Source organism: Achromobacter animicus (genome assembly GCF_040775605.1).
GTDB lineage: Bacteria > Pseudomonadota > Gammaproteobacteria > Burkholderiales > Burkholderiaceae_B > Achromobacter > Achromobacter animicus.
This window is the reverse complement of the sequence record NZ_JAYGJK010000001.1, coordinates 2,443,030-2,455,809: the sequence shown is the minus strand read 5'-3', so window position 1 is coordinate 2,455,809 and position 12,780 is coordinate 2,443,030. Positions and strand designations below refer to the sequence as shown.

The window sequence follows — 12,780 nt, the reverse complement described above, 5'->3', positions numbered from 1 at the left end:
GGGTCTGGTCAGGCCTTCAGCGGAAACACGGCGTCGGCCTGGCGGTATTCGGCCGGGAAGATCACCTTGATGTCGCCCCCGATCACCTGCGTCAGCAGCGGCTGCGCGCCGGTATTCTGGCCGTTGACGAACTTGGTCGGGCCGTAGGGCATCAGGTTGTCCTGGAAGGTGCTGGCCGCCAGCGCGTCGATGATCGCGGCGCGGTCGGCGGACTTGGCACGCTCCAGCGCGTCGGCCAGCAGCAGCATCGCGGTGTAGGTCATGAAGACCTCGTAGCTGAAGTACGCGCCCTTCTCTTCCACGCGGGCCTTCAGCGGCGCAACGCGCGCGTCCTTGGGGTTGAACCAGTGGTTGCAGTCGATGATGCCGTTGGCAATGTCCGGGAATTCCTTCAGGAACTTGTAGCTGGATGCCGCCCCGCCCAGCACGGAGTAGATGGCCTTGGGCTGCACCTTCTGCTGCTTCATCGCGCGCAGCAGCAAGGCGTATTCGTTGTAGTAGTTGGCCGGAATCACGATGTCCGGGTTCACCGACCGCATGCGCAGCACGATGTTGTTGAAGTCGCGCGTGGGGTTCGGGTGCTTGACGATCTCCTTGACCTCGAAACCGTGCTGCGGCAGCGACTTGGCCAGCAGCGCCGCCGTGCCCGTGCCGAACAGCGAGTCCTCGTGCACGATCATCACGGTTTTGGCCGGCTTGCCGGCGGCGTCGTTCAGCGCGGCCAGGTCCAGGATGGCGCGTTCGCTACAGGCGCGATACCCCGGGCCAAAGCGGAACGTGTTCTTCAGGCCACGCTCGACGATCTGGTCGGCCACGCCAACGTCCACCACGTGCGGCAGGTTGTACTTGGCCGCGGTCTGCGTCGTGGCCAGGCAGATCGCCGAGGCATACGCGCCCACGATGGCCGACACGCCTGCCTCGTTCATCTTTTCCACTTCGGCCGAACCTGCCTCGGGACGCGATTGCGCATCGCCCAGCACTGCCTGCAGCGGCGCGCCGCCCAGCGACTTGATGCCGCCCGCCTTGTTGATGTCCTCGATGGCCAGCAGCGCGCCCAGGCGGCATTGCTGGCCCGAATACGCCAGCGCACCGGTCACCGGATGCAGCACGCCGACCTTGATGGGCGTGGCGCCCTGCGACCGGGCCACCCACGGGGCGGACACGAGGGCCGCGGCGGCGGCGGATTGGTAGAGGAAAGTGCGGCGCGAATTCATGGGCGAATCTCCGAAGGGTTCAATGGAATTGGGCCGACAGCTCTTCGCTGACCCAGACCTTGGCGTCGATGCTGCCGACGCGCGATAGCTGCAACTGATATTGGTAGCGGTCGGGCCGGTACAGGCCCTGCAGCAATTGCACGGGCCGGTCGCCGACATCGCGCACCAGGCGCGTCACCGCCAGCAAGGCAGAGCCCACCGACACGTCCAGATGGCGCGCGACCTGCGCATCTGCCAGGCGAGCAGAAATGGTCTGCGTGGCGCCGCCGAACTCCACGCCGGCCGCTTCCAGCAGCATCAGCAGCGGCTCGCGCTCGAGGTCTTCACGCGTGAAATCGGCCACGGACTGCGGCACGTAGGTGGTGATGTGGGACAGCGGCCCCGCGTCGGTGCTGCGCACCCGCAAGCTCTTGTGCACGGGCGTGCCGGACGGAATGTGCAGCGCCTCGGCCACCGTGGGCGGCGCAAACACCAGCGTGCTGTCCAGCACTTGCACGGACGTGCGCAGGCCCATGTTGACGATGTTTTCCAGAAGACCGGTCAGGTGCGCCTTCTGTTGCGCGCTGGGGGCCGCCGCGGCGTGGGCGCTGGGTGCGCCGCGCAGGGGCCAGGTGCCCAGGCCGGGCCGGCGCGTCACCAGCCCGTCTGCGACCAGCATCTCCATCGCCTTGCGAATGGTGATGCGCGCCACGTCGAACTGGTCCGCCAGCGCATGCTCTCCGGGCACGCCGTCCTGATCGAACCGCCCCTCCTGCAATTGCTCCCGCAGGACGAGATAGATCTGGTGGTACTTCGGAAGTGGTAATGAGGTTCCCATGACGGGAACTCTAGGGGTGTCCTAATGTACGGTCAATGGAACAAATGGCTGGACGGGTTGTTCTATCGGGAAAACACCGACTCGATCCGATTGCGTCCCCGCTGCTTGGCGTAATACAGCGCGCGGTCGCTGCGGCTGAGCGCCAGCTCGGCGTCGTCGTCCTTGGTGTGGAGGGCGGAAATCCCGATGCTGACGGTCAGCGGAATGTGCCGCCCTTCCGACAGATAGGGCGTATCGGCGATGCGGCGCTGCACGTTGCGGGCAAAGACGCGGGCGCGTTCGATGTCGGTATCGGGCAGCACAACGGCGAATTCTTCTCCGCCGATGCGCCCCACCAGGTCGATCTCGCGCAACTGCGTGCGCAGCATGCTCGCAAAATGCTGCAGCACACCATCGCCGATGGCGTGGCCCCAGGTGTCGTTGATGTGCTTGAAATGATCCAGGTCGCACATCAGTACGGCCGATCCTAGCCCGCCGTGACCCTTGATCCGCGCCAGCTCCGCGGCGATGCGCGCCATGAAATGGCGGCGGTTGGGCAGGGTTGTCAGCGCGTCGGTCGCGGCCAACTCGCGCAGTTCGAGTTCGGCCCGCTTGCGGTCGGTGATGTCGGTGACGAAGCCGTGCCAGACCACGCCGCTGTCGGCATCCCGCCTTGGGCTCGCGTCGCCCTGCCGCCAGCGCACGCCCTGCAGCGGCAGGCACACGCGGAACTCCACATGCCAGGGGGTTCGCGCCGCCGCCGCGGCCTGCAGGGATGCGCGGTAGACAGGCAAGTCTTCCGGATGGATCCGCTGTTCGACGGCGGTCGTGCTGGCCCGCACGTCGTCTGCGGTGAGTTCGAACATGTCCCAGATGCCCGCGCTAACGTACGAGAAACGCGATCCGCCCTCGGGCAACGGCCGGCATTGGAAGACCAGACCGGGCACCGCGTCAGTCAGGTTGACGACAAGGTCCGCCGTGCGCTGGAGCCTTTCGGACATGGCGCGCACGGCGCTGATGTCGGTCGTGGTGCCCATCATGCGCAGCGCCCTGCCCGATTCGTCGCGGCTGACCACCTTGCCGCGGCTGCAGATCCATTTGTAGCTGCCATCCTTGCACCGGATGCGGTGTTCGACTTCGTAGCTGTCGGTCTTGCCGTCGAAGTGATCCTGCATCGCGGCCCGCACATAGACCAGGTCGTCCGGGTGCAAGCGGGTGTAGGCGTCCTCGATGCGTGTGGTGAGTTCGGATTCGCCATAGCCCAGCAAAGCCTTCCAGCCGGGCGAATAAGTGATCTCCCCGGTCACCACATTGCGGTCCCACACCCCCGTACCGCTGCCCGCGATAGCCAGCGACAGCTTGCGGGCCTCATCGCGCCAGGTGTCTTCGTCGGCGCGTTCGCACGCCAGCGCGTGGCGCTTTTCGACGGCCGTGGCCGCCAGGCTGGCGAGGTCCTGCAAAGACTTGCGGTCTTCATCTGAGAATTCGCGCGCCTGCCCGTGCCCGAGACGAAAGACGCCGAGGAGGCGGCCATCCGCGGCGCGCACCGGAAGCTCGAAGGACCAGGGACATCGGGCACCGGCGCAGGCCGGGCCGGCTGCCGCCTGCCACACGCCATCCGCATCGGTGCAAACAATGGCGGCCAGATCCACGTCAAACATCCGGCAGGCCAGGCGCGCCAGCTTGTCCAGCGGGCCGTCCGGATCGCGCTGCGCGACGCCGGCGGCATCGACCGGCGATGGGATTGGGGACACATCACCGGTAGCGGGCATGTCAGAACCTGATCAATACGACATTCATCGGTACAGCCTGGCGCAACGTGGCTGACATTCTGTCACGGTTCGCACCAAAAATGCATCATTTCGGCAGATATGATCGCGGGCCTATGAGACCCCTTATTTCCGTAACGTTGCCGTGCTGGCGGCCTCGCTGGAAGGCCGCGCTGACGTATCCGCTATGGCTTGCCGCCGCAGCGGCGCTGATGGCTTTCCAGTCCGTCATCGCGGCTGCGCAGCCCTTAGATCGCCACGCGGAAAACGTGCGCTACCAGCAATGGCTGAGCGATTTCCGGGAAGATCTGCGCCGGCTTCGGCCATCCGCAGGCGGGCAGCCGGGGGAAATCGACGCCCTGTTTGCCGGAACGGTCGTACCCGGCTCGCGCGCCGCGGCGTTGCTGGAAAAACTGGCGGCAGCCCAGCCGGGCGGCACATCCGGCGAAATCCATTTCGTGGGCATCCGGCGCGTCTTCCTGGCCGCGCTGTCCGACGCCGTCGTGGCGGGCGACGGCGGGATCTATCCCGAAACACAACCGGCGTTTCAGCACCCTGCGCTACGCGTACGGTACGTACATGTGGACGGTGGCGGGCGTCTGGAACGCTACTTCAACGACCCCGAGGTCTTCAAGCCCTACCGGCTGCCGGCACCGGGCGTTTTCGCCCGCAACGCGTATCCGTTCCTGCTGTTCGAGGAACGCGATGGAAAACTGCGCCTGGGCGGCGTATCCAAGGAATTCTGGGATCTCGTGACATTCATGGACGCGCTGCAATATGCGTGATCGTCTTGGCCGCATCGCATTTGGCGCTGCGTTGGCCTCGGCCTCGGTCATGCTCGCCGACCCGGCCCTGGCCGCCTGCGGTCCTGCGGACGCGGGGTTTTCCGAATCCGGCGCTTTGACGGCGGTTCGCGTTTCCGTCGATGTGACGCAATCGCGCGTCCTGCTGGGCCGCCAGGGCGAACGCGTCGCCACGCAGCCGCAACCGGTCTGGCTGACCGCGTCCGGCGATCCGCACCCGCGCACCTGGATGGACAAGGTGGACTGGACCGCCTATCGCGTGGGCGAGGGCGAGGGTGCGGCCCACGCGCAACTGCTTTTCGACGCCGACGGCCGGCTTTGCCGGGTCCAGCACCTGGACCCGCGGGCTTTGGGAACGCCCACGGTATCCGGCGGCCATGCGTTCGAGTACGGCGCTGACGGGTCCCTGTTGCGCGTGGCCGAGTACACGCGCACGCAGGGCGCGGCCTACACGCTCGTCGGCCAGGTCTGCCTGCAGCGCGATGCGCACGGCGCGCTGCAGGCATTTATCGCCGGGTCTTGCGGCGAGGCGATGGACGCGGCTCCCGGGCGGCGCTACGTACGCGATGCATCCGGCAGGCTGCTGCGTGTCATCGACGCCGCCGCCAGCGAGTCCGTCGCGGTGCAGACCTACGATGAACAAGGCCGGCCCGCCGCGCGCTATGTGCGGCGGCAGTCTCCATTCACGTCGCCGGATGGCCACGACGACCCCGGGGCGTATGCGGAGCCCGTGGCCCTGCGGGACCGTCTGCACGTGATCGAGCGCGACGCGCTGTCGCGGCTGTCGACCAACGTGGCCGGCAACGCATGGCGCATCGTGCGCCTTCAGGAAGACATCGCTTTGGACGACGATGACATGGTGTCTTGGGATCCGGGCAGCCAGACGGTGCTGGCCGAGGGTGTGACCGGCGACCAGGGTCAATGCGCGCTTGATTCCGCCGCGCAGCAGAAGGTCTGGAAGGCCATGCAGGACGAGCCCGGGCGGATTCTCTGGTACACCGACCCGATGAGCCGGTTGGTGCTGGTGCCGGCCATGTCGGCCGCGACGTGGCGGGCATGCACGGACCCCGCGAACGTGTCGCGGAACGCCTGCCTGTAAACCGCAGGCGCGGAGCGTCCGTCACGGAACGCTGGCCGCGCCTGCCTGGCGCCATCGCGCGTTACGCGGGCCTGGGCCGGGTATCCACCGGCAGGCACAGCAGCGCCGTCAACAGCGCCAGCCCCACGTGCGCGGTGTAGATCGGCGAGAAATCCGCGTGACTGGCGACGCCGTGCCCCAGCAGCAGCACCGTGATCGCCACGCCCAGCACGCCGCCCACCTGGCGCGTCGCCTGGTTCACCGCGCTGCCCACCGCGTAATGCTGCGCCGGCAGCCGGTTCACCGCCGCCCCCGACAGCGACGGCAGCACCATGCCCACGCCGATGCCGCTCAGCAGCAGACCCGGCAGCCATTCGGTCAGATAGGCGGGCTCCGCGCCCGGCACCAGCAGAAACCACAACCCGCTTGCCGCGTACACCAGCGCGCCGCCCACCAGAAAAGGCCGATGCCCCATCCGCGCCGCCAGCCGACCGGTGATGATCGCCGTCGGCATCACGAGCAGCGGACCCGGCGTTACCGCCAGCCCGGCGCGCGGCAGGCTGTAATGCCACACGCCCGTCATGTAGAAGAAGAACGCGAAGAACATCATGGCAAAAGCAATGCCGAAACTGAGCGTCGCCAGGTTCACGTAGCGATAGGTCCGGTGCTTGAACAGCGCCAGATCCACAAGCGGATGCGGCGTCACGCGCGCCCAGGCCACGAAGGCGATCAGCGCCATCACACCCACCGCCGCCGCGATCGCCAGTTCGCTGCGCTGCCACGTCGGCGATTCCGATTGCACGATGGCCAAAGCCACTGCCCCGACGCCCACCATCAGCAGCGCCATGCCCACGCCGTCCACCCGGCGGCGCGCGTCCGGTTTCACCGACTCCTTCAGCATCCCCGCGCCGAACCACAGCGACACCGCGCCCAGCGGCAGGTTGATGTAGAACGCCCACGGCCAACCCGCCACGTCCACCACGAACGCGCCCAGGCTGGGACCCACCGCCGCCGCCAATCCGCCCACCGCGCCCCACAGGCTGACCGCGACCGACCGCTTCGACGCCGGAAAGGCTGCCAACACGATCGACAGCGACGCCGGCGTCAAGAGCGCCGCGCCCACCGCCTGCAGCACCCGCGCGGCGATCAGCCACTGTTCCGTGGCCGCCAGCCCGCAGGCCGCCGACGCCGCCAGAAACAGCAACACCCCGCCCATGAACATGCGCTTGCGGCCATGCGTGTCGGCCAGTCCGCCCGACGGGATCAGCATGGCGGCAAAGACCACCGTGTAGGCATTGAGCACCCAGGACATGTCCGCGGCCGAGGCCGCCGGGAATCCTTCGCGCAGCGCGCCGAACGCCGCGAACAGCATCGTGCTGTCCAGCGACACCAGGAAGACGGCGATGCTGGCGATCCAGAAAATGGGCCAGGGGGATGCGTGCGGGGCGCTGGCGGCGTGCCCGGGCGCGGTCCCTGGAGCGTGCACGGGCGCGGTCCCTGAGGCGGGGCCGGTAGCGGCGGCGCCCCCCGCGTTAACGGCGTCAGCTCGCGAGGTTGGACCGCTAAATGCAGCGCCCAAGCCTGCTTCGGAAGCGCCGGCTGATGTGGAGTTGTTACGCATGTCGGCCTGGCCCTCGCGCTTACAGATAGACCGCCGGGGTGGCGGTCAGCCCCTGCTTGACCTGGCGGGTCCGCTCGTCGGCCAGCACTTCCTGCTCGCCGGCTTCCAGCGCATCAAACGCCTGGCTCAGAATGGCCTGCGGCGTGGACTTGGGCGCATCGATGCCCTTGGTCAGGTCGGTGTCCACGAACCCCATGTGCAGTCCGAGCACCTGCGTGTTCTGACCCCGCAGCTCCTGGCGCAGCCCGTTCGTCAGCGCCCAGGCCGCGGACTTGCTCATCCCGTACACCCCCAGCACCGGGTTGTTCACCCAGCTCGCGATCGACAGGACATTCAGGATCGCCCCGCCGCCATTCGCGGCCAGCGCCGGTGCAAACGCCTGCGACACCAGCAGCGGCCCAAACAGATTCACGTCCAGATGCCGGCGCGCCGACTCCACGCTGCCCGGCGCCAGAAACCCGCCGAAGTCCGCGATACCCGCATTGTTGATCACCAGCGTCACGTCCTTCGCCAACTCCGCCGCAGCCGCCACGTCTTGCGCGCGCGTCACGTCCAGCTTGACCGGCACCACGCCTTCCAGCGTGATCGAAGACGGATCACGCGCGGCGGCGTACACCTTGCGGGCCCCGCGGGCCAGCGCCTCGCGGGCAAAAGTCAGACCCAGGCCGCGATTGGCCCCGGTGATGAAAACAACGGCGTTCTTGAGTTCCATGATCGGTATTCCTAAAAGTGATGTGTGGGTATGAGCCAGCGTCGGCACGACTAAATATGATGACCATCATATTTAAGGACAGCAAAATGGCCGCGCAACGCGGCCAGAAAAATCATTCAGTGGGAGACTGCGGCGCCCTCGTGGTCGTACTGCGCCAGAACGGCGTGACGGGCAGACGCCAGGACTGCGCGACCGCTCGGGTTATCGCCCAACGCCCGGGCCAGCTGCAACGCGCCCACGAGCGTACTGAGCACCGCCGCCGCCGCGTGTTCATCCACCTGAGCCGGCAGCACCTGTTGCACCGCTTCCAGCAACCGCTGCACCCGGCCGGCGGCCGCCTCGCGCACGTCGTCCGACTGGCGGGGAATCTCTGACGCCAACGCCGCCACCGGGCACCCCCGTTCGCAGCCGGTCAGATGCGCATCGCTGAGATAGGCTTCCACCCAGGCGCGCAACGGACTGGCGCCCTCGGCGCGGCGCCGCGCCATGCTCTGAGACAACCGCGCCGCGCCATCCTGCCCCGCACGCTCCATCGCCGCCGCCAGCAGCGCATCCCGCGACGGGAAATGCGCATAGAAGCCACCGTGCGTCAGCCCGGCTTCTTTCATGACGTCCGCGACGCCCACCCCCGAATACCCCGCGCGCCGGATCGCGCGGGCAGCTGCATCAACAATGCGTTCGTGGGATTGTTCCTTGCGGGAGGCGGACATGATCGCAACACCGAAATATGATGATCGTCATATTACGCTCGCAATATTCCAGCTTGCAAGCCCCGACCCCATTTTTAGCGCCAGCCCTGCGGCGAAATGGTCACGTCGCGTTTTAGCGCCCCGTCTACGGGCCAATGGTCACTTCGCGGTTTCAGCGGCCGGTCTACGGCTCGACAGTCACTTTGCGTTTTCAGCGCCAAGCTTCCGGCTCGATGGTCACTTCGCCCTTTTCCGCCGAGAAATACACCACGCCGTCCGAGATATTGGCGTTCAGCTGCATCGTGCGCTCGGCCAGCTTGCCCAACGCCTTCGACTGTTCCGAAGGCAGATTCACCACCTTCAGATTGCGCGTGCGCTCCAGCTTATTGCGTACCCCATCCCACCAGATCTTGCTGGCCGACCCGCCATAGCAATACACGATCACCTCATCGGCGCGGCCACAGGCACGCAGAATCCGGCGCTCTTCAGGCTGGCCCACTTCGATCCACAGCTTGATCTCCCCGGTCAGATCCTTCACCCAAAGATCCGGCTCATCCGTCTCGCTCAGCCCCTTCGTGAACGCCAGTTCCTCCTGCGCGTGCATCGCAAACGCCAAGAGCCGCACCATCATGCGCTCGTCCGTCTCGGACGGATGACGCGCCACGGTAAGCCCGTGGCTGCCGTAATAGTGGCGATCAGTATCGGCGACGTTCAGGTCGGCCTTGTAGATGGTGGCGCGCAGGGCCATGGCGTAAGTCCGTTCAAAAGCGAATTGCAGGAAGGCCGCCATGATAACCGGGCGGTGCGGGCGTCAAGGCGGCTGTGCCGAGTCCGCATGCCCCCGACCTCATCGCAGTCAGGCGCCGCGACCGGCGTTACACTTGCCGGGCGCCCGCAACCCCAGCCGGCAACGCCCTCAAGACCCGCCCGCCATGACCGCCACCGCCGCCCTCCTAGCCTTCACCCTGGCCGCCGCCATCCTGACCATCACCCCAGGCCTGGACAACGCCCTCGTGCTACGCACCGCCGCCGTCGAAGGCAGCCGCCGCGCGCTCATGGCCGGATTGGGCATCAGCGCCGGCTGCCTGCTATGGGGCGCCATCGCGGCATTCGGCCTCGGCTCGCTGCTGGCCGTGTCCACGTTGGCTTACGACACCTTGCGCATCTGCGCCGCGATCTACCTGTTCTATCTGGGCGTCAAGCTGCTGTGGAGCACGCGTTCCCGCCGCAAAGCCGCGACGGCGTCGCCCTCCGGCATCCTGGCCACCCCCGCCCGCCCCAGCACATCCGCCACCGGCTGGTTCGTGCGCGGCTGCCTTACCAACGCGCTGAACCCCAAGGTCGGCGTCTTCTACATCACGTTCCTGCCGCAATTCATCCCCGCCGGCGCCGACGTCCTTCGCTTCAGCCTGCTGCTCGCCACGGTCCACGCGATCGTCGGAATGCTGTGGTTCGTCCTTCTGGTAGCCGCCACCCGGCCTCTGGCGCGCTGGCTTTCCCGCCCCGCAGTCACCCGCGGCCTGGACCGTGTGACCGGGGCGGTGTTCATTGCGTTTGGGTTGAGGTTGGCGCTGGAAAAGCGCTGATTTAAAGGCTTGAAGCGACGCTGGCCCTTCGATGGGTGTCAGACACCCGGGAAGGCCAGCTGCAATACCACACCCATCTCGTAGGGGTGTCAGACACCTGAGAGCGGCGCATCTCGTAGGGGTGTCAGACACCTGAGAGCGGCGCGGGCGCGCACAGGCGTCTAACGACAAACACCCCACCACCAGCGCGCAGCGTCATCACCACGACGCAAGACACCCAAACGCCAAAGAAGGCCGCCCGCGCGGCCGATTTTGGCGACCCCGCAAGACCTTCGCCCCACCCCGCCCGAGGCAAAAACGCAAGAACTCCACCCGCCCCGCCACCCAACGCCGGCAACTAACGGAGCGGCTGGTGACGGGACGGGTGCGAGCGAGGGGCGTCGATGCGCCCAAGGGAATCCGAAGGCAGGCGCCGAAGGGCGCCAACGAGGATGACGCAGGGGCCGTCCGGAGCGAAGGCTCCGGACCGCAATCGTGGCCCCTCGCTCGCACCCGGCCCGGCGCCGGCCGCGGCCTAAGAACCCCGACCGCCGCAAGCAGCAACAGCAATAACAGCAGCAGCAGCAACAGCAATAACAGCAGCAGCAGCAGCAGCAGCAGCAGCAGCAGCAGCAGCAACAAAAACCGCCGCCTCAATAAACCCCAATCGCATGCCGAGCCACAAAATGCCCATCCCCCACGGCAACCAACGGCTCCACCAACGGCTCATCCCCAATCTTGCGCATCGGACTGGGAATCTCATCCACCAGCAGCGACCGCTCCCGATGCCGCCGCTGCGGATCCGCGATCGGCACCGCCGCCATCAGCTTCTTCGTATAAGGATGCTGCGGATTTTCAAAGATAGCCCGCCGAGGCCCGATCTCCACGATTTGCCCCAGATACATCACCGCGACCCGATGGCTGACCCGCTCCACCACCGCCATGTCATGCGAGATGAACAAAAACGAAACACCCAACTCACGCTGCAAATCCAGCAGCAGATTCACGATCTGCGCCTGAATCGACACATCCAGCGCCGACACCGACTCATCCGCAATCACCACCTTCGGATTCAACGCCAACGCCCGCGCGATGCAGATCCGCTGCCGCTGCCCGCCCGAGAACTCATGCGGATAGCGATCGATCATCTCAGGCAGCAATCCGCATTTATCCATCAGCCAGCGCACCCGGTCCTGCGCCTCTTTACCGCGCGCCACCTTGTGGATCAGCAACGGCTCCATGATCGAATAGCCCACCGTCATCCGCGGATCCAGCGACGCAAACGGATCCTGGAAGATGAACTGGATATGCTGGCGCAGCGTCTGCATCGCACTGCCCCGCAACGCCCCGATATTCTTGCCGTCGAATTCAATGGACCCGCTCTTGCTCTTGACCAGCTGCAGCAAAGAACGGCCAGTCGTCGTCTTCCCGCACCCAGACTCGCCCACCAGCGACAGCGTCTCGCCCGGATACAGGTCGAAGCTGACCTTCTCGACCGCATGCACCCGCTTCTGCACCCGGCCCAGAATACCGCCGGTAATGTCAAAGCTGGTCGTCAGATCCCGAACCTTCAGCACAGGACCATTCTCGCGCCGCACCGTAGACGGCGCCGCCACCGGCGTGTCCACCAGCCTGGCCGGATCCGGCACCCGCACCGCCTCGTCCACTTTCAACAGCGGAAACGGCGCCGGCTCGTCCGTGCCCTGCATCGCCCCCAGCCGCGGCACCGCCGACAGCAGCGCCCGCGTGTAGGCATGCTGCGGACGCGCAAAGATCTCGTCCGAACCGCCCTCTTCCACCTTGTCGCCCCGGTACATCACCAGCACCCGGTCCGCCACTTCTGCCACCACGCCCATGTCGTGCGTGATGAAGATCACGCCCATGTCCATTTCTTCCTGGAGCTGGCGGATCAGTTGCAGGATCTGCGCCTGAATGGTGACATCCAGCGCGGTCGTCGGTTCATCGGCGATCAGCAATTGCGGCTTGCACGACAGCGCCATCGCGATCATCACGCGCTGGCGCATCCCGCCCGACAACTGGTGCGGATAGCGATCGAGAATGGCGCGCGCCTCCGGGATGCGCACCCGCTCCAGCATGCGCAGCGTTTCCGCCCGCGCCGCCGCCGCGTCCAGCCCCTGGTGCAGCTGCAGGGCCTCGGCGATCTGATTGCCCGCCGTAAAGCTGGGGTTCAGCGACGTCATCGGCTCCTGGAAGATCATCGCCACGTCCGCGCCGCGCACGCGCTGCAGCGTCGAATCGGGCGCGCTGACCAGATCCAGCACCTCGCCGCTACGCCGGCGCAGCAGCATTCCGCCATTGGCGATGTGCCCGCCGCCATACTCGACCAGCCGCATCAGCGCCAGCGACGTCACCGACTTGCCGGAGCCCGACTCGCCCACGATGGCCAGCGTCTCGCCGCGGTTCACGTGAAAGGAAACATTGCGCACCGCTTCCACGGTGCGTTCGGGCGTTTTGAACCGAACCGTCAGGTCATTGACCTGTACGACACGGTTGGAATCCATGGTTGCCATAT

The 12,780-nt window shown here is 66.5% G+C and carries 11 protein-coding genes; 3 read left to right on the top strand and 8 right to left on the bottom strand.

All coding sequences use genetic code 11. The features are described from left to right. Positions 1–8: 8 nt before the first annotated feature. The 3 genes from AB3147_RS11045 to AB3147_RS11035 all read right to left on the bottom strand — a co-directional run bounded on the left by AB3147_RS11045 (position 9) and on the right by AB3147_RS11035 (position 3,782). On the bottom strand, positions 9–1,214 hold the full coding sequence (locus tag AB3147_RS11045) for an ABC transporter substrate-binding protein (RefSeq protein WP_218343504.1): 1,206 nt from the start codon (positions 1,212–1,214) through the stop codon (positions 9–11). Positions 1,215–1,233: 19 nt separating this feature from the next. After that, positions 1,234–2,031 (bottom strand): GntR family transcriptional regulator, encoded by a 798-nt coding sequence (locus tag AB3147_RS11040; RefSeq protein WP_175126063.1) that lies wholly within the window; start codon positions 2,029–2,031, stop codon positions 1,234–1,236. Between the two features lie 62 nt (positions 2,032–2,093). After that, positions 2,094–3,782: a sensor domain-containing diguanylate cyclase gene (locus AB3147_RS11035; RefSeq protein ID WP_367351949.1), complete on the bottom strand. Its 1,689-nt coding sequence runs from the start codon at positions 3,780–3,782 to the stop codon at positions 2,094–2,096. Between the two features lie 113 nt (positions 3,783–3,895). Here AB3147_RS11035 and AB3147_RS11030 point away from each other — a divergent pair, with 113 nt between their 5' ends. Both AB3147_RS11030 and AB3147_RS11025 read left to right on the top strand, forming a co-directional pair. Continuing rightward, positions 3,896–4,564: a hypothetical protein gene (locus AB3147_RS11030; protein WP_367351948.1), complete on the top strand. Its 669-nt coding sequence runs from the start codon at positions 3,896–3,898 to the stop codon at positions 4,562–4,564. Continuing rightward, a complete protein-coding gene (locus AB3147_RS11025; protein ID WP_367351947.1) occupies positions 4,557–5,681 on the top strand; it encodes a hypothetical protein in 1,125 nt (374 codons plus the stop codon). The genes AB3147_RS11030 and AB3147_RS11025 overlap by 8 nt, the downstream gene beginning before the upstream one ends. A gap of 61 nt (positions 5,682–5,742) precedes the next feature. Here the strand turns inward: AB3147_RS11025 and AB3147_RS11020 are convergent, their stop codons facing one another. The 4 genes from AB3147_RS11020 to AB3147_RS11005 all read right to left on the bottom strand — a co-directional run bounded on the left by AB3147_RS11020 (position 5,743) and on the right by AB3147_RS11005 (position 9,430). After that, positions 5,743–7,146, bottom strand: coding sequence for a DHA2 family efflux MFS transporter permease subunit (locus AB3147_RS11020; protein ID WP_367351946.1), 1,404 nt, complete (start codon positions 7,144–7,146; stop codon positions 5,743–5,745). 154 nt (positions 7,147–7,300) lie between these two features. Then, positions 7,301–7,993 (bottom strand): SDR family oxidoreductase, encoded by a 693-nt coding sequence (locus AB3147_RS11015; protein ID WP_367351945.1) that lies wholly within the window; start codon positions 7,991–7,993, stop codon positions 7,301–7,303. A gap of 116 nt (positions 7,994–8,109) precedes the next feature. After that, on the bottom strand, positions 8,110–8,703 hold the full coding sequence (locus tag AB3147_RS11010; RefSeq protein WP_175138947.1) for a TetR/AcrR family transcriptional regulator: 594 nt from the start codon (positions 8,701–8,703) through the stop codon (positions 8,110–8,112). 190 nt (positions 8,704–8,893) lie between these two features. Then, complete coding sequence (locus AB3147_RS11005) at positions 8,894–9,430, bottom strand: YaeQ family protein (protein WP_175126133.1); 537 nt, start codon at positions 9,428–9,430, stop codon at positions 8,894–8,896. Between the two features lie 184 nt (positions 9,431–9,614). On the opposite strand from AB3147_RS11005, the gene AB3147_RS11000 reads away from it, so the two are divergent. Then, on the top strand, positions 9,615–10,268 hold the full coding sequence (locus AB3147_RS11000; RefSeq protein WP_175126132.1) for a LysE family translocator: 654 nt from the start codon (positions 9,615–9,617) through the stop codon (positions 10,266–10,268). 632 nt (positions 10,269–10,900) lie between these two features. Here AB3147_RS11000 and AB3147_RS10995 read toward each other — a convergent pair. Beyond that, entirely contained in the window at positions 10,901–12,769 is a 1,869-nt protein-coding gene (locus AB3147_RS10995; RefSeq protein ID WP_175126140.1) for a dipeptide ABC transporter ATP-binding protein, read from the bottom strand. Positions 12,770–12,780 lie beyond the last annotated feature (11 nt).